Source organism: Kitasatospora sp. NBC_00070 (assembly GCF_045041205.1).
Lineage (GTDB): Bacteria > Actinomycetota > Actinomycetes > Streptomycetales > Streptomycetaceae > Kitasatospora.
This window is the reverse complement of sequence record NZ_CP108247.1, coordinates 2,991,845-3,009,422: the sequence shown is the minus strand read 5'-3', so window position 1 is coordinate 3,009,422 and position 17,578 is coordinate 2,991,845. Positions and strand designations below refer to the sequence as shown.

Below are 17,578 nucleotides of genomic sequence, written 5' to 3'. Positions count from 1 at the left end.
AGACTCACGCCTTGACGGTTTTGGACGTGTGGGACCAGCGGTGACCGGGAGGCGAACGCATGGAGGGGCTGTCGGCCGCTGCCGACCCTGCCGTGGGCGGTGGCTACTTCGACGCGTACGCGGCGGTGGGCCTGCTCGCGGTCGTCGGCGTGCTGTTCATCGCGGTGTCCTTCACCGCCAACCGGCTGCTCCGTCCGGTGGTCCACTCGCCGGAGAAGCAGCTCGCCTACGAGTGCGGGGTGGACCCGGTCGGTGAGGGCTGGGCGCACACCCAGATCCGGTACTACGTCTACGCGTTCCTCTACGTGATCTTCGCGGTCGACGCGATCTACCTGTTCCCGTGGGCGACCGTGTTCGCCGCCGCCGGGTTCGGGGCGGCCACGCTGGTGGAGATGTTCGTCTTCATCGGCTTCCTCGCGGTCGGGCTGCTCTACGCCTGGAAGAAGGGCGTTCTGGAATGGACGTGACGCACTCGCACGGTGCCGGGGGACCGGTCCCGCTGGGCATGCCCGACCCGGCCAAGCCCGGTGCGGTGGAGCCGGCCCGGCTCGGCCCGCTGGCCCGGCTGGCGCCGGACCCGGTCAAGGTGGTGCTCAACTGGGGCCGCCGGTACAGCCTCTGGTGCTTCAACTTCGGCCTGGCCTGCTGCGCGATCGAGTTCATCGCCGCCTCGATGGCCAAGCACGACTTCATCCGGATGGGCGTGATCCCGTTCGCCCCCGGCCCCCGGCAGGCCGACCTGATGATCGTCTCGGGCACCGTGACGGACAAGATGGCGCCCGCCGTGAAGCGGCTGTACGAGCAGATGCCCGAGCCCAAGTACGTGATCTCCTTCGGCGCCTGCGCCAACTCCGGCGGCCCGTACTGGGATTCGTACTCGGTCACGAAGGGCGTGGACCAGATCATCCCGGTCGACGTCTACGTGCCCGGCTGCCCGCCCCGCCCCGAGGCGCTGCTCCAGGGCATCCTCAAGCTGCAGGAGAAGATCGCGGCCGAGTCGCTGCCGCAGCGGTACGCGGCGCCCGCCGCCGCGCTGCGCCGACCGCTGGTGGCCGGGCCGGAGGCGGAGCAGAAGTGACCGACCCGCAGACCCCCGCCGGCGTCCGGGCCGAGGCAGCCGTCGCCGCGATCGGCGCCTGGGCCACCGCTGCCGAGGCGTACCGGCTGCTCACCGTGGACGTGCCCGCCGAGCACTGGATCGAGGCGCTCACCGCCGCCCGGGACGCCCTCGGCCTGACCTTCTTCGACTGGCTGAGCGCGGTCGACGAGCTGGCCGACGGCTTCTCGGTCGCCGCGCACCTGGCCGACGCGGGCGCGGGCCCCGTCCGCCACCTGCTGCTCCGCACCAAGGTGCCGCGGCACGCCGCCGCGCTGCCGACCGCCATCGGCGTCTACGCCGGGGCCGGCTGGCACGAGCGGGAGACCGCCGAGATGTTCGGCATCGACTTCACCGGCCACCCGCACCTGGTCACCCTGCTGCTGCCGGACGGCTTCGAGGGCCACCCGCTGCGCAAGGAGTTCGTGCTCGCGGCCCGGGTCGCCAAGGCCTGGCCCGGTGCCAAGGAGCCCGGCGAGAGCGAGGGCGACGGCCCGGCCCGGCGCAAGATGCAGCCGGCCGGCGTGCCCGACCCGAACGAGTGGGGTCCGCTGAGGGGCACCCTGCCGCCGATCGCCGAGCGCCCGGCACGCGCCGCGCGGGCGCCCCGCGCGGCGGCCGCCGGTGCGGCCGGTCCCGCCGCTCCCGCTGCCGAAGGAGCGGAGGGCGCGCCCGCGCCCCGACCGCGCCGGACCCGCAGCATCAGCGACGGCTCGGTCAGTCAGGCCGAAGGCGCCCCGGCGGCTCCGGCCGCCCCGGTCGAGCGCCCGCGCCCGGCCCGCACCCAGTCGGCCGACGCCCCGTGGCACAACCCGGTGCCGGCCACCGCTGACGAACCGTCGGCGCCGCCCGCGTCGCCCGCCCCGCCCGTGAGCGGCGGCCCCGGCGCCCCGGCGGTGCCCCCCACGGCCACCGAGCCCGAACCGAAGGACCCCGAGCCGAAGGACGGAGACAGCGCATGAGCTTCCTCGAGATGCTGCTGCGCTGCGTCGCGGTGCTGGTGGTCTTCCTGGTCTTCCCGCTGGTGATCGGCCAGACCGAGCACAAGGTGATGGCGCACATGCAGGGCCGGCTCGGCCCGATGTACGCGGGCGGCTTCCACGGCTGGGCCCAACTGGTGGCCGACGGGGTGAAGTTCGTCCAGAAGGAGGACATCGTCCCGGCCGACGCCGACCGCCGGGTCTTCCAACTGGCGCCCGCCGTCGCGCTGCTGCCGTACCTGGTGGTGCTGCTGGCGATCCCGGTCGGGCCCGGCGGCTTCGTCGGCCAGGCGGTCGACGCGGGGATCTTCTTCGTGCTCGCCGTGATGGGCATCGGGGTGCTCGGTTCGCTGATGGCGGGCTGGGCCTCGGCCAACAAGTTCTCGCTGCTCGGCGGCCTGCGCACGGCCGCCCAGCTGATGGCGTACGAGCTGCCGATGCTGCTGGCCGCCGCCTCGGTGGCGATGGCGGCCGGCACCCTCTCGCTGCCCGGCATCCTGGAGCAGTTCGAGTGGTGGTGGGTGCCGTGGCAGATCGTCGGCGCCTTCGTGTTCTTCGTGGCCGGCCTGGCCGAGCTGCAGCGCCCGCCGTTCGACATGCCGGTGGCCGACTCCGAGATCATCTTCGGCGCGTACACCGAGTACACCGGCATCCGGTTCGCGTTCTTCCTGCTCTCCGAGTACGCGGGCATCCTGGTGGTCTCCGCGCTCACCACCGTGCTGTTCCTGGGCGGCTGGCACGGCCCACTGCCGGACCAGCTCGGCTGGCTGTGGACGATCCTGAAGACCTTCGCCCTCGCCCTGGTGGTGATCTGGCTCCGGGTCACCTTCCCCCGCCTGCGCGAGGACCAGCTGATGCGGTTCGCCTGGACCAAACTGATCCCGCTGGCGCTGGCCCAGCTCGCCCTCACGGGCATCGTGAAGGTGGCGATCTCCTAGATGAAGCTTCCCGGTAGCGGCCTCGCCAAGGGCCTGGCCGTCACGCTCCGCACCATGACGAAGAAGACCGTCACCGCGCAGTACCCCGAGGTGCAGCCCGACCTCGCCCCGCGTACCCGGGGCGTGATCGCGCTGCTGGAGGAGAACTGCACGGTCTGCATGCTCTGCGCCCGGGAGTGCCCGGACTGGTGCATCTACATCGACTCCCACAAGGAGACGCTGCCCGCCGCCGACCCGAACGCCCGGGCCAGGACCCGCAACGTGCTGGACCGGTTCGCGATCGACTTCTCGCTCTGCATGTACTGCGGGATCTGCATCGAGGTCTGCCCGTTCGACGCGCTGTTCTGGTCCCCGGAGTTCGAGTACGCAGAGACCGACATCCTGGAGCTGACCCACGAGCGGGACCGGCTCCGGGAGTGGATGTGGACGGTGCCCGCACCGCCCGCGCTCGACCCGGCGGCCGAGGAGCCCAAGGAGATCGCGATGGCCCGCAAGGCCGCCGACAAGGCGCACGCCGCTGCCGCCGCCGAGGCGAAGGGTGACCAGGAGTGAGCCTGCTCGCCGCCGCCGGTCCGCTGGAACCGGCCGCCCGTTCCTTCCTCTCCCCGACCGGGGTGGAGATCGTCTTCCTGCTGGTCGGCGTGGTCGTGCTGGCCGCCGCCGTGATCACCGTGACCACCCGGCAGCTGGTGCACGCCGCGCTCTGGCTGGTGGTCGCGCTCGGTGGCCTGGCGGTGGAGTTCCTGCTGCTCACCGCCGAGTTCGTCGCCTGGGTGCAGGTGCTGATCTACCTCGGGTCGGTGGTCGTGCTGGTGCTGTTCGGCCTGATGCTGACCAAGGCCCCGATCGGCCGCTCCCCGGACGCCGACTCCGGCAACCGGTGGGCCGCGCTGGCCGTCGGCCTGGCCACCGCCGGCACCCTGGTGACCCTGGTGGTGGACGCCTTCCGCACCTCCTGGATCGACCTCGGCGCCGGCGCCGGCGCGGGCAGTGCCAGGGCCACCGGCGAGTACCTGTTCCGGCACTGGGTGCTGCCCTTCGAGGCGCTCTCGGTGCTGCTGCTGGCCGCACTGGTCGGCGCGATCGTGCTGTCCCGCCGGGACGACGAGGGCCGCAAGCCCAAGCCGCGCCCCGGCAAGCTGCGCGCGGGCAAGGCCGTCGGCACCAGCGCACCCGTCGGCACCAGTACGCCCGTCGGCACCGGCAAGGAGAGCTGACGATGCATCTGGCCTACCCCGCCGTCCTGGCCGCCCTGCTCTTCGCGATCGGCGTCTACGGCGTGCTCGCCCGGCGCAACACGGTGCTGGTGCTGATGTCGGTCGAGCTGATGCTCAACGCCGTCAACCTCAACCTGGTCGCCTTCGACGTCTGGCTGCGCGACGCGCTGCACGGCGGCCAGGCGCTCACGCTCTTCACCATCACGCTGGCCGCCGCCGAGATCGGCCTCGGCCTGGCCATCGTGCTGCTGGTGTTCCGCACCCGCCGCACCGCCGACATCGACCGGCTCACCGCGCTCGGCGACCCGGCGGAAGACGACGACACGTCAGCAGAGGCCGTCGCATGAACCTCGCCCTCCCCGTCCTGGTCCCGGTGCTGCCCGCGCTCGGCGCCGCCGCCACGCTGGCCACCGGGAAGCGGGCGCCCGGCCTGACCCGGCCGCTGGCGATCCTGCCGGTGGCCGCCTCGGCGGTGCTGGCCCTGGTGGTCGCGCTCCAGCTCGGCACCGGCCAGAGCCTGGACGCCGCCACCCGGCTGGCCCCGACCGGCGGCCCCGAGCTCTCGCTCGCCCTGCACCTGGACGGCTTCAGCTCGCTGATCTCGGTGCTGGTCGGCCTGGTCGCCACCTGCGTGCAGGTGTACTCGACCGCCTACCTCAAGGACGACCCGCGCTACCCCTCGTACGCGGCGCTGGTCTCGCTCTTCACGGCGGCGATGTTCCTGGTCGTCTACTCCGGCGACCTGGTGGTGCTGCTGGTCGGCTGGGAGGTGATGGGCATCTGCTCGTACTTCCTGATCGGCCATCACTGGGAGACCGCCGACGCCCGCTCGGCCTCGCTCAAGGCGTTCCTGGTCACCAAGCTCGGCGACGTGCCGTTCCTGATCGGCCTCTTCCTGCTCGGCGCGGACGCCGGGACGTTCCGGATCGAGGGCGTGCTCAAGGTCGCCACCGAGGGGCAGCTCTCGCACCCGACGCTGACCGCGCTGCTGCTGCTCGCGGGCGTCGCGGGCAAGAGCGCCCAGTTCCCGCTGCACACCTGGCTGCCCGACGCGATGGCCGGCCCGACGCCGGTCTCCGCGCTGATCCACGCCGCCACCATGGTGGCGGCCGGCATCTACCTGGTGGCCCGGCTGCTGCCGGTCTTCCTGGCCTCCGGTGCCGCGCTGGTGGTGCTCTCGGTGCTGGCGGCCGTCACCATGGTCGGCTCCGCGCTCTGCGCGCTGGCCCAGGACGACCTGAAGCGGGTGCTGGCGTACTCGACGGTCGGTCAGCTCGGCTACATGGCGGGCGCGCTGGCCGCCGGTGACCGGCAGGCCGCCGTCTTCCACCTGGTCAGCCACGGCGCCTTCAAGGCGCTGCTGTTCCTGGCCGCCGGTGTGGTCATCCACGCCGCGCACACCAACTCACTCAGCGCGATGGCCCGGATGCCCGGGCTGCGCAAGCAGGTGCCGGACGCCTACTGGACCACCGGCATCGCGCTGATCGCGCTGATCGGCCTGCCGCCGTTCGCCGGTTTCTTCAGCAAGGAGGCGGTGCTCACCGCCGCCGAGCACGCCGCCACCGGCGAGGCGCTGACCAACGGCCTCGGCCCGGCCTCGGCCGTGCCCGCCACGGCCGGCTGGATCGTGCTGGTCGCCGCCGGGCTGACCGCGCTGCTCACCGCCGCGTACGCCGCCCGGCTCTGGCTGCTGGCCTTCCACAGCGCGCCGGTCACGCTGACCACCGCCACCGACGCCCCGTACTCCGCCGAGATCGACGAGGCCGACCCGGCGCACGCCGAGCCGCCCGCGATGCGCTGGCCGCTCTGGGTGCTGGCGATCCCGACCATGGGCTTCGGCGTCCTCGGCCTGCGCCCGGACTGGCTGCCCGCCCTGCTGGACGGCGGTTCGCTCCGCCCGTCCACGGTGACCGCCGTGATCGGCACCGGCCTCGCCCTGGCGGGTGCCCTGATCGGGTACGGCGCCTGGCGCTCCGTCACCGCCCGGGCCGCCGCCGCTGCCGAGCGGGTGCCGGAGCAGGCGGGCCCGCCCGCCGCCGAGACGCTGGCCCCGGCCCGCCCCAAGCCGTCGGCCGACCCCGGCCGGCTGCTGCTCGGGCCGCTGTTCGGCCCGGCGCTGCACGGCTTCCACGTGGACCGGCTGTACAGCGCGCTGTTCGTCCGCCCGACCCTGGCCGCCGCGCGGCTGGTCCGCTTCCTGGACCGCGAGGTGGTGGAGACCTACGTCCGGGGCACCGGCACCGGCGCCAACCTGCTCGGCTGGGCGGTCCGCCGGAGCCAGACCGGCAACGCCCAGACCTATCTGAGCGTGCTGCTCGGCGCCGTCGTGGTGCTCACCGTCCTGGTGGCGGTCGGCTCATGACCCTCTCTCACCGCTTCGGAGGCAGGGCCTCGTGAACGTGCTCCTCATCGCCCTGCTGGCCCTGCCGCTGCTGGGCGCCGCCCTCACCCTGGCCCCGCTCGGCGAGCGCGCCGCGCTCCGCCTCGGCGTCGGGGTCACCGGCGCCGTGCTGGCGGGCACGATCGCGCTGGCCGCCTGGTTCGACCACGACACCCCGGCCCGGATGCAGGCCGTCACCGACGTGGGCTGGATCCCGGCGATCGGGGTCCGGTTCCACCTCGGGGTGGACGGCATCTCGCTGCCGCTGCTGGTGCTGACCGCGCTGCTCACCTTCCTCTGCGCGGTGTACTCCACCCGCAAGCTCCCGGCCGGGCCCGGCGCGCGGGCCTTCACCGGCCTGGTGCTGCTGCTCGAGGTGGGCATGCTGGCCACCTTTGTGGTGCTCGACCTGGTGCTGTTCTTCCTGGCCTTCGAGATCGTGCTGATCCCGATGTACTTCCTGATCGCCCGCTGGGGCAGTGGCGCCAGGGTGCCCGCCGCCAACCGCTTCATCCTGTACACCCTGCTCGGCTCCGCCGTGATGCTGCTCGGCTTCCTGCTGATCGGCAGTCAGGCGGGCACCTTCGACCTGACCGAGCTGGCCACCGCGCACGGCAGCGGCCTGACCCACACCACCCAGGTCACCGCCGCGCTGGCGATCATGATCGGCCTGGCGGTGAAGGCCCCGGCCTTCCCGCTGCACAGCTGGCTGCCGGACGCGCACACCGCCGCCCCCACCGTCGGCTCGGTGCTGCTGGCCGGGGTGCTGCTCAAGATGGGCACCTACGGCCTGGTCCGGGTGCTGCTCCCGGTGGTTCCGGACGGCACCGCCACGCTGGCCCCGTACCTCGGCGCGCTAGCCGCCGTCGGCATCGTCTACGGCTCGCTGGCCTGCCTGGCGCTGGCCAGGCCCGGCGCCAAGGGCGACCTCAAGCGCCTGATCGCGTACTCCTCGGTCGGCCACATGGGCTTCGTGCTGCTCGGCATCGCCTCGCTCACCCCGAGCGGGGTGAACGGCGCGCTGTTCGCCAACATCGGCCACGGCCTGATCACCGGCCTGCTGTTCTTCCTGGTCGGCGCGGTCAAGGACCGCTACGGCACCGCCGACCTGGACACCCTGGCCGGTGCCACCGGCGCCGCCCTGTACGGCCGGGCGCCCAGGATCGGCGGGCTGCTCGCGTTCGCCGCCGTGGCCAGCCTCGGCCTGCCCGGCCTGGCCGGCTTCTGGGGCGAACTGCTCGCCATGTACGGCGCCTTCGACCCGGCGGCCGGGCTGTCCCGCCCGGCCTTCCTGACCTACCTGGTGCTGGCCGGCCTCGGCACCCTGCTCACCGCCGGCTACCTGCTGGTGGTGGTCAAGCGGGTCTGCATGGGCGACCCGAAGCAGCCCGGCCGCTCGGACGTGCCCGACCTCCAGGCGTACGAGGCGGTCAGCTGGACCCCGCTCGCCGCGCTCACCGTGGTGGCCGGGCTCTGGCCCGCGCTGCTGCTCGGACTCTCCGACCCGGCCGTCAAGCACCTGCTCGGAGGTGGCTGACCCGTGTTCACCCTCCCTATCTCCCAGGGGCCGACCGCCATGACTCCTCTCGCCGTCGCCGACCCGGGCACCCTGGTCCAGTCCGTCGACTGGGTGGCCGTCGCACCGCCGCTGGTCGCCGCGCTGGCCGGTCTGGTGGTGCTGGTCGCCGACCTGTTCTTGAAGGGGAGCCGGAAGAAGGCGCTGTCCTGGATCGCGCTCGGCGGCCTGACCCTGGCCCTCGCCGCGCTGCTCCCGCTCGCGCTCGGCGACCCGCGCTCGACCTTCTGCGTCACCGACAGCGGCTGCTCCTACGTCGTGGACCACTTCACGCTGGCCTTCCAGCTGCTCGCGCTCGGCGGTGCGCTGATCGCCGCCCTGCTCTCGGTGCACACCGTGGCGGCGGACCGGCTGCCCGGCGGTGAGTTCTGGTTCCTGCTGCTCAGCAGCGCCGCCGGGGCTGCCCTGCTGCCCGCCTCGCGGGACCTGGCCACCCTGGTGGTCGCGCTGGAGGTGGCCTCGCTGCCCGCCTTCGCGCTGGTCGCGCTGCGCCGGGACGGCCGGGGCGCGGAGGCCGCGCTCAAGTTCTTCCTCTCCTCGGTCACCGCCACCGCCGTGATGCTGCTCGGCGTCAGCTTCGTCTACGCCGCGACCGGCACCCTGCACCTGTCGGCGATCGCCGACGCGCTCACCACGGCCCCGGCCCAGCTGCGGCACCTGGCCGAGGCCGGGGCGGTGCTGACCCTGGTCGGCTTCGCCTTCAAGACCGCCGCCGTCCCGTTCCACTTCTGGGTGCCGGACACCTACGTCGGCGCACCGGTCCCGGTCGCGGGCTACCTCTCGGTGGTCGGCAAGGCCGCCGGTCTGGCCGGGCTCGCGCTGGTCACCACCGTCGCGTTCCGCCCGTACGGGCACACCTGGGGCCTGGTGCTGGCGGTGCTCGCCGCCGTCACCATGACGGCCGGGAACGTCGCCGCGCTGCGCCAGCGGTCCGCCGCCCCGAACAGCGCGGTGCGACTGCTTGCCTGGTCCTCCGTCAGCCAGGCCGGCTACCTGCTGGTGCCGCTGGCCGCCGCCGGGTACGCCGGCTCCGACCGCCCGGTCGGCGCCACCGTGGCGTACGCGCTGGTCTACGGCGTGGTGAACCTCGGCGCCTTCGCGGCGGTCGCGGCCACCGGGCACTCCCGGCTGGACGACTTCCAGGGCCTGTTCGCCCGGAACCGCTGGACGGCGCTGGCGCTGGCCTTCTTCCTGCTCTGCCTGGCCGGGCTGCCGCCGGGCGTGGTCGGCCTGTTCGGCAAGGTGGTGGTCTTCCGCGCGGCGGTGGACGCCGGTCTCGGCTGGCTGGCGGTGGTGATGGCGGCCAACGTGGTGGTCGCGCTCTCCTACTACCTGGCCTGGACGGCGAAGCTGTTCGCCGCCGGCGAGAGCGCCCCGACCCGGGTCCCCGGCCCGCTGCGGGCCACCCTGGGGCTCACCGCCGCGGTCGCCGTGGTGCTCTCGGTGGCGCCGCAACTGGTGCTCCAGGTGGTCTCGGGCAGCCTGTTCTGACCCCACCCCCGCCGGTGCCGGGAACGAAGCCGCCTCGTCCTGCCGTTGATCCAGGCAGAGGGACGATTTCAGAAGGCTTCCCACCGCACCACTTGGAGGGCCTGCGTGCACCGGCAGCACAACGGGTTGAGGACGGCTGCGCTGCTCGGCGGGCTGTCGGCGCTGATCCTGGTGGTCGGCAGCTTCTTCGGCCGGACGGGCTTCGTGCTCGCGCTGCTGGTGGCCCTCGGCACCAACGCCTACGCCTACTGGAACAGTGACAAGCTCGCCCTGAAGGCGATGCGGGCCCGCCCGGTCAGCGAGATCGAGGCGCCCCGGCTCTACCGGATCGTCCGGGAGCTCTCCACCTCGGCCCGGCAGCCGATGCCCAGGCTGTACATCTCGCCCACCCCGGCCCCGAACGCCTTCGCCACCGGGCGGAACCCGCGCAACGCGGCGGTCTGCTGCACCGACGGCATCCTGCAGCTGCTCGACGAGCGCGAGCTGCGCGGGGTGCTCGGCCACGAGCTCAGCCACGTCTACAACCGGGACATCCTGATCTCCTCGGTGGCCGGGGCGCTGGCCACGGTGGTGATGTTCCTGGTGAACTTCGCCTGGCTGATCCCGTTCGGCCGGAGCGAGGACGACGACGGCCCGGGCCTGTTCGGCATGCTCGCGATCATGATCCTGGGCCCGCTGGCCGCCTCGATGATCCAACTGGCCGTCAGCCGCTCCCGGGAGTACCAGGCCGACGCCGACGGGGCCCGGATCACCGGCGACCCGCTCGCCCTGGCCAGTGCCCTGCGCAAGCTGGAGGCCGGCACCCAGCGGCTCCCGCTGCCCCCGGAGCCCCGGCTCAAGACCGCCAGCCACATGATGATCGCCAGCCCGTTCCGGACCGGCGAGCACGGCACCCGGCTGTTCGCCACCCACCCGCCGATGGCCGACCGGATCGCCCGCCTGGAGCGGATGGCCGGCCACCGGCTGCCGTAGGGGTCAGTCCCGGTAGGTGCAGAGGGCCCAGACCACGAAGGCGTTCAGGGCGATCGCGACCAGCGACCAGAGCGGGTAGTAGGGCAGGAAGAGGAAGTTCAGCACCAGGTTGACCGAGACCAGGGCGATGCCCACCACCCGGCCCCAGGCGGCGCCCCTGAGCACGCCGTAGCCGACCACCACCAGCACGAAGCCCATCGCCAGGTGGATCCAGCCCCAGCTGGTCAGGTTGAACTGGAAGACGTAGTTCGGGGTGGTCAGGTAGACGTCGTCCTTGGCGATCGCGACCACGCCCTGGAAGATCCCCAGCACGCCGTCGATCAGCATCATCACACCGGCGAACAGCACCAGGCCGGTGACCGCCCCGGTGTTGCGACGGCCTCCGCCGGAGACCGGCACGGGGCCTGACGGGTCGTAGAGCGGGCCGGATTCCTGGGCCATGACTGCCTCCTGGGGACCAACTGACGATGTACCAGTTTGTCCAAGTATGTGAGTCGAGGCAGTATCCGGCATGCCGGGCGGAGCGGCAGATGGACGGCTGACCGGCCGGGGGTGACGATGGGAGGGCAGGAGAGGGGTCAGCATGCACGAGCACCGTTTCCACCGCGACCACGGCAGCCACTCGGTCACCGTCAACCTCCGGCGCGGTCTGCACACCGAGATCGAACTGCTGGTGGACGGCAAGGAGGTCGGCCTGCAGCGCGTCCACGGCCACGGCCCGTGGACCGTCCGGGACGCGCTGCCGGACGACCCGCCCCGCCCGTTCACCGTCCGGGTCGGCTCGGAGGGGCCGTCCTGCGTGCTGGAGCTCGACGGGGCCGAGTGGCCGATGTCGGTCTGAACCCGACCGTCAGCCGGGGAGCAACTCGGCGGCGGTCGGCGGGGTGGCCCCGGCCCGGGAGACGGTGATCGCGGCGGCCCGGCCGGCGTACCGGAGCAGCGCGGTCAGGTCCGCCGGGGTGAGCGCCGCGAGGGCCGGTCGGCCGGTCGGGCCGAGCAGGCCCCGGCCGGCGAGGGCGTCCAGGGTGGCCGACATGAAGGCGTCGCCCGCGCCGACCGTGTCCACCACGGCCGTCGGCTCGGCGGCCGCCTCGACCGTGCCGCGCGGGGTGAAGGCGGCCGCGCCCCGTCCGCCCCGGGTGATCAGGACCAGGGCGGGACCGAGGCCCAGCCAGTGCTCGGCCACCCGCTGCTCGGACCAGCCGGGGTAGAGCCAGGCCAGGTCCTCGTCGCTGGCCTTCACCAGGTCGCTGAGCGCGACACAGCGCTCGACCCGGGCCAGCGCCGCCGCCGGTGCGCCGAACAGTGCGGGCCGGACGTTCGGGTCGTAGCTGACCGAGGCGCCCGGCCGGAGCCGCTCCAGCAGCCCGAGGGCTGCGTCCGCACCGGGCGGCAGGACGGCGGCGATCGAGCCCAGGTGCACGTGGTCGGCCCCGGCCGGAGGGTCCACCGGGCGCAGCGACCAGTGGATGTCGAAGGCGTACCCGGCCCTGCCGTCCGGGTCGAGCGTGACGATCGCGGTCGGCGTCCGGACCCCGGTCCGGCCGTCGGCCGGCAGCTCCACCCCGGCCGACCGCAGGTGGGCGGCGATCAGCCGGCCCACCTCGTCGTCCCCGAGCTGGGTGAGCAGCGCCACCGGCCGGCCCAACCGGCCCAGCCCGTACGCCACGTTGGCCGGGCTGCCGCCCGGGTGCGGGAGGTCCGGCCGCCCGGGGGAGCGGACGATGTCGGCCACGCTCTCGCCGATGACGAGGAAGGACGGGGTGGAGGTCGTCATGGGCCGTCGGCTCCGATGCGGTGGGGAGGGGCGCGGACGACCTTCACCGTACCGATCGCGCTGGTTGCCGGGGAGTGCGGCGGTTACGCTGGCCGCTCCTGGGGCGGGAGGTGGGTGTGGTGGGGGAGGGCGAGCTGCTGGCCGAGCTGCTGGTGGCGGTACGGGAGTCGGCCGACCGTTCGGCGGCCCGGCCGTGGCTGGTCCGACTGGCCGCCGGATCGGTGTCCGCCGGGACCCTGCGGGCGGCGGCCGAGGCGGCCGGGCTGGACCCGGACGAGGGCTTCCAGGGCTGGGTGGCGGACGGACCCGGGGCGGCCGAGGCGCAGCAGCGACTGGACCGGCTGGCCGGGCGGTGTGCCGTGGGGGAGGGGCCCGAGGGGGTGTTGATCCTCACTCAGGGCGTCCCGGAGGGCGAGGTCCTGACCGCGCTCGGTCCGGTCGGCCGGCTGGCGGTCGGGCTGCTCCGGATCGGTCCCGACGCCGCTCGGCAGACCTTGGCGGACGCCCGGGCGGCGGCGGCGCTGGCGGCCGGCCGGTCCGGGCTCTGGCGGTTCCAGGACCTCTGGCCGCTGGCCGTGACCACGGCCGCGGCCGACCGGCTCGACCCGCTGCTGGCCCCGGCCGTCGCCACCGCCCGGACCTTTCCCCATCTGGCCGACGCGGTAAGGGCGTTCGCCGACCACGGGTTCGCGGTCGGCCCGGCCGCCCGGGTGCTCCGGCTGTCCGCCGACGCGCTGGCCCGCCGCCTCGACCGCTGGCAGCAGCTCACCGGGGCGGACCTGCGGACGCTGCCCGGGCTGACCGCCTCGCGGGCGGCCGTGGAGCTGGCGGCACGCGGGCGCTGAGCTCGGCCCGACCCGGGTGGCGGTGGTCCCGACGCCGTCGACCGGGGCCCGAGGGCCCCGGTCGACGGGCTGTGCGGCGGGGTCAGGCGAGCAGCTTCTGCTTGGCGAGCCGGAACTCCTCCTCGGTCAGGGCGCCCTGCTCCTTGAGGGCGGCGAGCTTGGCGAGTTCGTCGATCCCGCCGCCGCTGCCGCCACCCGCCGCGCCGCCGCCACCGTCCGGTGTGCCGGCCGCCTTCCGGATGTAGTCCTTGAAGGCGGCGTCGGCCTGCTGCGCCTGTTCGGCGTCCCGGTGGCTCATCGACCTGCCGCGGACGATCAGGTAGACCAGGACGCCCAGATAGGGCAGCAGGATCACGAAGATCAGCCACCCGGCCTTGCCCCAGCCGCCCATGTCGTGGCTGCGGAAGATATCCGTGATGATCTTGAAGAGCAGGAAGAACCAGAGGACCCAGAGGAAGATCCACATCATGGTCCAGAACAGATTGAGCAGCGGATAGTCGTCCATGCCACCACAGTGGTGACTGCTCGGGCGCCCCGCGCGCGGAGCCGGGGCAGGTTGCGCCGTTCGGGGTCTGACGGTGGGTGGGACCGGGACGCGGGGTCGGGTCGGGACGGGGAGCCCTGTCGACCGGGACGTCGGGACCGGGAGGGTGGGGACCCGGTGGCGGCACGGGTTCCGGCCGTGCCGGGGGTGGGGCACCGGTCACCTGGCAGAGGAGCACGATGGCAACCTCAGCGAACTCCCCGAACTCCCCCGAGCGCTGCCCGAGGAACGACCACGCGGCGGACCTCGACCCGCACGACGTCCAGCTGGTCGCGTTCCGGTCCGACCCGGTGCGGCAGGCCCGGGACGCGGTCCTCGCGGTCAACGCCGACATGCGGCGGAACTACGCCGCCCTCAAGGCCGACCTGATCGGCCGGCTCACCCCGGTCATCGTGGTCGAGAACGACTCCCAGGGCGGCCGCTACACCCTGGTCCACGACGGCGAACGCGAGTCGGTGCACCCGGTCGCGGAGGTGTTCGAGCTCGCGAAGTCGATCGCCCACGTGCCGCTGGGGACGTTCTCGATCCTCGCCCCGTACCTGAAGGGCGCTCAGGGCGGCGGCTGGGTCCGCCCGCTGCAGGACTTCGCGGGCACCCTGGCGACGGCCCGTCGCCAGCTCGGCGCGGCCGACCTGCCCGCAGAGCTGGCGGTCTCGTCCGGCCGGATCCTCGACGCGGCACTCCGCTTCGCCGAGGAGACCGTCCGGCGCGGATCGTTCGACCGGGAGTCGTTCACCGACTTCTCCGGCAGCGTGTACGGCGACATCCGCACCACCATGGCGCACGCGGCCCGGGCCCAGATCGCCGGGGTGGAGGCACTCCTGCGCCGGTGGCGGGACCAGGTCGGCGCGGAGCGGTGGCAGGACCTCTACGCCGTGGTGCTGTCGATCTGGACCACCTCGGTGCTGAACCAGAACACGATCATCATCCGGCAGTTCATGAACCCCGCCAAGGTCGACACCCACCTGCTCGACGTGCCGACCGCCCAGCTCCCGGCCGACCCGGTGCTCACCGCGCTCGACAACCTGGCCCGGATCGTGCAGGACAACGTCGCGGCGGAGCTGGTCTTCCCGGTCGACCAGGAGATCGCGGACGCGCTCAAGGGGAAGGAGGACCTGCTCTCCGACACCATCCAGGAGCAGCTGGCCTGCCCCTTCCGCAACGCGTCCTCGTAGCGGGGTGCGCCGATGGACCCCGTCACGGCCGGGGTCGGCCGGGCCTGGCCGCTGGTCGGCCTGGTGCTGCTGGCCGTCAACCTGCGGACCGCGATCACCGGCATCGCGCCGGTGCTCGGCGACGTACGGGCCGCGTTCGGCCTGAACGGCCTCGAACTGAGCGTGCTGACCGCGCTGCCGGTGCTCTGCCTGGGAGCCTTCGCCGCGCTCGCGCCTGCGGTGGCCCGCCGGGCGGGCGTCGGGCCGACGGTCGCCGGCGCGCTGGCGCTGGTCACCGTCGGCCTGCTGCTGCGGGCGGTCCCCGCCACGGCGGCCCTGTTCACGGGCACGGTGCTGGCCGGGGCCGGCCTCGCGGTCGGCAACGTCCTGCTGCCGGCCTTCGTCAAGCAGCACTTCCCCACCCGGGTGGGCCCGTGCACCGGCCTCGCGATGACGGCGATGGCGGGCAGCGCGGCGCTCGCCGCCGGGGTGGCCGTCCCGCTCGACCGTGCCGCCGGGCTGCCGGCGGCCCTCGCGGCCTGGGCCCTCCCCGCGCTGCTCGCCACCCTGGTCTGGTGCCTGCCGGTGCTGCGTGGCCACCGGACGCCGACTCCGGCGCCGTGTGCCGCGGACGCCTCGCTGCTGCGCTCGCCGTCGGCCTGGGCGGTGGCGGGCTTCCTGGGGGCGGTGTCGCTGATGTTCTACGTACTGACCGCCTGGCTGCCGGAGTTGATGCGGGATCAGGGGTTCGGCGCGGCCGAGTCCGGGACGATGGTCTCGGTCATGCTGACCATCGGCATCCCGCTGGGCTTCGTCGTGCCGGTGGCCGCCGCCCGGCTGCGGGACCAGCGACCGCTGGTCGCCGGGATCGCGGTCGCCATGCTGGTGGGGCTCGGCGGCATCCTGCTCGCCCCACAGGGCGGGTGGCTCTGGGTCTCGGTGCTCGGTGTCGCCAACGGCAGTGCGTTCCCACTCGCCGTCACCCTGCTGAGCCTGCGCTCCCCGGACCCGGGGACCGCCGCCCGCCTGTCGGGCCTGGCCCAGACCGGCGGCTACCTGCTCGCCGCCCTCGGGCCGCTGGCGGTCGGGACGGTGCGCAGCGCCACCGGCGGCTGGACGGCCCCGCTCCTGCTGCTGCTCGCCCTGGTGGTGCCCGAAGCCGCCTTCGGGCTGCTGGCCGCCCGCCCCGGCTTCGTCCGCCCGGGCGTGGGCGTGCTCAGGGCCGTGGCCTGACGCCGCCGCCGAGCACCGCAGCGGGGTGACGTGCCATGCACGCTGCGTCACCTTCCGGTGCCCTGTCGGCCGAGATCGGACGCGCCGGTCAAGGCAGGAGCCGGTGCCGGGACTTGGCTCGTGGGAGGGTGGTGCCATGAAGGTGATTGGTTTCGTGCTGAACGTGCTCTGGCTGATCTTCTGCGGCATCTGGATGGCGCTCGCCTACGTGCTCGCCGGGATCATCTGCTGCGTCCTCATCGTCACCATCCCGTTCGGCATCGCGTCGTTCCGGATCGCGGGCTACGTGCTCTGGCCGTTCGGGCGGACCACGGTGGAGCGGCCGGACGCCGGGGCCCCTTCCTGCGTCGGGAACGTGGTCTGGCTGGTGTTCGCCGGGTGGTGGCTGGCGCTGGGGCACATCGCGACCAGCATCCCGCTGTTCCTGTCGATCATCGGGATCCCGTTCGGCTGGGCCAACCTGAAGATGATCCCGATCTCGCTGATGCCGCTGGGCCGCGAAGTGGTCTCCACGGACGAGAAGTTCGGCGGTCGCTGAGCCGTCGCGGCTCAGCCGGCGGCGGCCCGGGCGCGGAGGACGGCGGCGGTGGCCTCGTCGGCCGGCAGGAACGCCTCCAGGTGCAGTTCGGCGAGCGTGACGTCCAGGGCGGTGGCGAACGACGTGATCGTGGTGATCAGGCGCAACTCGCCCTCGGGCACGGCGAGTCGGAGCGGGACCGCGAAGCCGAGGTGCTCCGGGTCGGGTGCGGCGGGCGGCAGGTAGCCCTCCAACTCGGCGAGGAAGGCCGCCAGCCGGGCGTCGTGGTGGCCGTTCGCCGAGGCCCGCCGGATGTTCTCGGTGACGTGGCGGCCCCACTGCGGGAGGTTGAGCACCCGGCGGGCCATGCCGTCCGGGTGCAGCAGCAGCCGGATCAGGTTGACCGGGGGAGTGAGCAGTTCGGCCGAGCAGCCCTCGGTGATCAGGTCCACCGCACTGTTCGCGGCCACCAGTTCGCCGTACGGGCGGAGCACCAGGGCGGGGTACGGCAGATGGCCGCGCAGGATCACCTCCAGCGCTTCCCGGACCGGGCCGAGCATCGGGGTCTCCAGCCGGGACTCGGGGTACACGGGCGCGTAACCGGCCGAGTGCAGCAGCGAGTTGCGGTCGCGCAGCGGCAGGTCGAGGGACTCCGCGATCCGGATCACCATGGTCCGCCCGGGGCGGGAGCGGCCGCGCTCCATGAAGCTCAGGTGCCGCTGGGTGGTGCCCGCCCGCAGGGCCAGTTCGAGTTGGCTCAGCCTGCGCTCGGTCCGGCGACGGCGTAACTCGGCGGGAAACGGGCCGGGTTCGGTAACGGTGCTCACCGGACGGTTATAGCCCGCCCCGTCATTCCCT

Annotated in this window: 20 protein-coding genes; 16 read left to right on the top strand and 4 right to left on the bottom strand. The window is 73.6% G+C overall.

The window, feature by feature from the left end; translation table 11 throughout:
* Positions 1–59: 59 nt before the first annotated feature.
* The 11 genes from OHV05_RS13815 to htpX all read left to right on the top strand — a co-directional run bounded on the left by OHV05_RS13815 (position 60) and on the right by htpX (position 10,650).
* Positions 60–467 (top strand): NADH-quinone oxidoreductase subunit A, encoded by a 408-nt coding sequence (locus OHV05_RS13815; protein WP_403036430.1) that lies wholly within the window; start codon positions 60–62, stop codon positions 465–467.
* The gene (locus OHV05_RS13810) at positions 458–1,078 is read left to right on the top strand and encodes an NADH-quinone oxidoreductase subunit B (RefSeq protein WP_405017909.1); all 621 of its coding nucleotides are present in this window, start codon (positions 458–460) and stop codon (positions 1,076–1,078) included. Before OHV05_RS13815 ends, OHV05_RS13810 begins: the two co-directional genes overlap by 10 nt.
* The gene (locus tag OHV05_RS13805) at positions 1,075–2,058 is read left to right on the top strand and encodes an NADH-quinone oxidoreductase subunit C (RefSeq protein ID WP_405017908.1); all 984 of its coding nucleotides are present in this window, start codon (positions 1,075–1,077) and stop codon (positions 2,056–2,058) included. Before OHV05_RS13810 ends, OHV05_RS13805 begins: the two co-directional genes overlap by 4 nt.
* A complete protein-coding gene (locus OHV05_RS13800) occupies positions 2,055–3,014 on the top strand; it encodes an NADH-quinone oxidoreductase subunit H (RefSeq protein ID WP_405017907.1) in 960 nt (319 codons plus the stop codon). The genes OHV05_RS13805 and OHV05_RS13800 overlap by 4 nt, the downstream gene beginning before the upstream one ends.
* A complete protein-coding gene (locus tag OHV05_RS13795; protein WP_405017906.1) occupies positions 3,015–3,566 on the top strand; it encodes a NuoI/complex I 23 kDa subunit family protein in 552 nt (183 codons plus the stop codon).
* Positions 3,563–4,231 carry an NADH-quinone oxidoreductase subunit J gene (locus OHV05_RS13790; protein ID WP_405017905.1) on the top strand — a complete coding sequence of 223 codons (669 nt, stop codon included), beginning with the start codon at positions 3,563–3,565 and terminating at the stop codon, positions 4,229–4,231. The genes OHV05_RS13795 and OHV05_RS13790 overlap by 4 nt, the downstream gene beginning before the upstream one ends.
* A gap of 2 nt (positions 4,232–4,233) precedes the next feature.
* Positions 4,234–4,578, top strand: coding sequence for an NADH-quinone oxidoreductase subunit NuoK (gene nuoK / locus OHV05_RS13785; RefSeq protein ID WP_403036444.1), 345 nt, complete (start codon positions 4,234–4,236; stop codon positions 4,576–4,578).
* Positions 4,575–6,593, top strand: a complete 2,019-nt coding sequence (locus tag OHV05_RS13780; protein WP_405017904.1) for an NADH-quinone oxidoreductase subunit L — start codon at positions 4,575–4,577, stop codon at positions 6,591–6,593. Before nuoK ends, OHV05_RS13780 begins: the two co-directional genes overlap by 4 nt.
* Before the next feature lie 31 nt (positions 6,594–6,624).
* Entirely contained in the window at positions 6,625–8,148 is a 1,524-nt protein-coding gene (locus OHV05_RS13775; RefSeq protein WP_405017903.1) for a NuoM family protein, read from the top strand.
* A 39-nt stretch (positions 8,149–8,187) separates the two neighbouring features.
* Positions 8,188–9,678, top strand: coding sequence for an NADH-quinone oxidoreductase subunit N (locus tag OHV05_RS13770; protein ID WP_405017902.1), 1,491 nt, complete (start codon positions 8,188–8,190; stop codon positions 9,676–9,678).
* Positions 9,679–9,783: 105 nt separating this feature from the next.
* On the top strand, positions 9,784–10,650 hold the full coding sequence (gene htpX, locus OHV05_RS13765) for a zinc metalloprotease HtpX (protein WP_405017901.1): 867 nt from the start codon (positions 9,784–9,786) through the stop codon (positions 10,648–10,650).
* A gap of 3 nt (positions 10,651–10,653) precedes the next feature.
* On the opposite strand, the gene OHV05_RS13760 is transcribed toward htpX, so the two are convergent.
* A complete protein-coding gene (locus OHV05_RS13760) occupies positions 10,654–11,091 on the bottom strand; it encodes a hypothetical protein (RefSeq protein ID WP_405017900.1) in 438 nt (145 codons plus the stop codon).
* Between the two features lie 142 nt (positions 11,092–11,233).
* Here OHV05_RS13760 and OHV05_RS13755 point away from each other — a divergent pair, with 142 nt between their 5' ends.
* Complete coding sequence (locus OHV05_RS13755) at positions 11,234–11,491, top strand: hypothetical protein (RefSeq protein WP_405017899.1); 258 nt, start codon at positions 11,234–11,236, stop codon at positions 11,489–11,491.
* A 9-nt stretch (positions 11,492–11,500) separates the two neighbouring features.
* Here OHV05_RS13755 and OHV05_RS13750 read toward each other — a convergent pair whose 3' ends face one another.
* On the bottom strand, positions 11,501–12,427 hold the full coding sequence (locus OHV05_RS13750) for a carbohydrate kinase (protein WP_405017898.1): 927 nt from the start codon (positions 12,425–12,427) through the stop codon (positions 11,501–11,503).
* Between the two features lie 119 nt (positions 12,428–12,546).
* Between OHV05_RS13750 and OHV05_RS13745 the strand changes: the two genes are divergently transcribed.
* Entirely contained in the window at positions 12,547–13,272 is a 726-nt protein-coding gene (locus tag OHV05_RS13745) for a helix-turn-helix domain-containing protein (protein ID WP_405017897.1), read from the top strand.
* Between the two features lie 82 nt (positions 13,273–13,354).
* Here the strand turns inward: OHV05_RS13745 and OHV05_RS13740 are convergent, their stop codons facing one another.
* A complete protein-coding gene (locus tag OHV05_RS13740; RefSeq protein ID WP_405017896.1) occupies positions 13,355–13,777 on the bottom strand; it encodes an SHOCT domain-containing protein in 423 nt (140 codons plus the stop codon).
* 218 nt (positions 13,778–13,995) lie between these two features.
* Here OHV05_RS13740 and OHV05_RS13735 point away from each other — a divergent pair, with 218 nt between their 5' ends.
* The 3 genes from OHV05_RS13735 (at position 13,996) to OHV05_RS13725 (ending at position 16,741) form a co-directional block, all read left to right on the top strand.
* The gene (locus tag OHV05_RS13735; protein WP_405017895.1) at positions 13,996–14,991 is read left to right on the top strand and encodes a hypothetical protein; all 996 of its coding nucleotides are present in this window, start codon (positions 13,996–13,998) and stop codon (positions 14,989–14,991) included.
* A 12-nt stretch (positions 14,992–15,003) separates the two neighbouring features.
* The gene (locus OHV05_RS13730; RefSeq protein WP_405017894.1) at positions 15,004–16,203 is read left to right on the top strand and encodes an MFS transporter; all 1,200 of its coding nucleotides are present in this window, start codon (positions 15,004–15,006) and stop codon (positions 16,201–16,203) included.
* 136 nt (positions 16,204–16,339) lie between these two features.
* A complete protein-coding gene (locus tag OHV05_RS13725; protein WP_403036476.1) occupies positions 16,340–16,741 on the top strand; it encodes a YccF domain-containing protein in 402 nt (133 codons plus the stop codon).
* A gap of 11 nt (positions 16,742–16,752) precedes the next feature.
* Here the strand turns inward: OHV05_RS13725 and OHV05_RS13720 are convergent, their stop codons facing one another.
* Entirely contained in the window at positions 16,753–17,547 is a 795-nt protein-coding gene (locus OHV05_RS13720; protein WP_405017893.1) for a helix-turn-helix domain-containing protein, read from the bottom strand.
* Positions 17,548–17,578 lie beyond the last annotated feature (31 nt).

Coding starts and splice junctions, on each gene's coding strand:
- OHV05_RS13815 (WP_403036430.1), top strand. CDS start 60: ATGGAGGGGCTGTCGGCCGCTGCCGACCCTGCCGTGGGCGGTGGCTAC.
- OHV05_RS13810 (WP_405017909.1), top strand. CDS start 458: ATGGACGTGACGCACTCGCACGGTGCCGGGGGACCGGTCCCGCTGGGC.
- OHV05_RS13800 (WP_405017907.1), top strand. CDS start 2,055: ATGAGCTTCCTCGAGATGCTGCTGCGCTGCGTCGCGGTGCTGGTGGTC.
- OHV05_RS13795 (WP_405017906.1), top strand. CDS start 3,015: ATGAAGCTTCCCGGTAGCGGCCTCGCCAAGGGCCTGGCCGTCACGCTC.
- nuoK (WP_403036444.1), top strand. CDS start 4,234: ATGCATCTGGCCTACCCCGCCGTCCTGGCCGCCCTGCTCTTCGCGATC.
- OHV05_RS13780 (WP_405017904.1), top strand. CDS start 4,575: ATGAACCTCGCCCTCCCCGTCCTGGTCCCGGTGCTGCCCGCGCTCGGC.
- OHV05_RS13770 (WP_405017902.1), top strand. CDS start 8,188: ATGACTCCTCTCGCCGTCGCCGACCCGGGCACCCTGGTCCAGTCCGTC.
- OHV05_RS13760 (WP_405017900.1), bottom strand. CDS start 11,091: ATGGCCCAGGAATCCGGCCCGCTCTACGACCCGTCAGGCCCCGTGCCG.
- OHV05_RS13755 (WP_405017899.1), top strand. CDS start 11,234: ATGCACGAGCACCGTTTCCACCGCGACCACGGCAGCCACTCGGTCACC.
- OHV05_RS13750 (WP_405017898.1), bottom strand. CDS start 12,427: ATGACGACCTCCACCCCGTCCTTCCTCGTCATCGGCGAGAGCGTGGCC.
- OHV05_RS13740 (WP_405017896.1), bottom strand. CDS start 13,777: ATGGACGACTATCCGCTGCTCAATCTGTTCTGGACCATGATGTGGATC.
- OHV05_RS13735 (WP_405017895.1), top strand. CDS start 13,996: ATGGCAACCTCAGCGAACTCCCCGAACTCCCCCGAGCGCTGCCCGAGG.
- OHV05_RS13730 (WP_405017894.1), top strand. CDS start 15,004: ATGGACCCCGTCACGGCCGGGGTCGGCCGGGCCTGGCCGCTGGTCGGC.
- OHV05_RS13725 (WP_403036476.1), top strand. CDS start 16,340: ATGAAGGTGATTGGTTTCGTGCTGAACGTGCTCTGGCTGATCTTCTGC.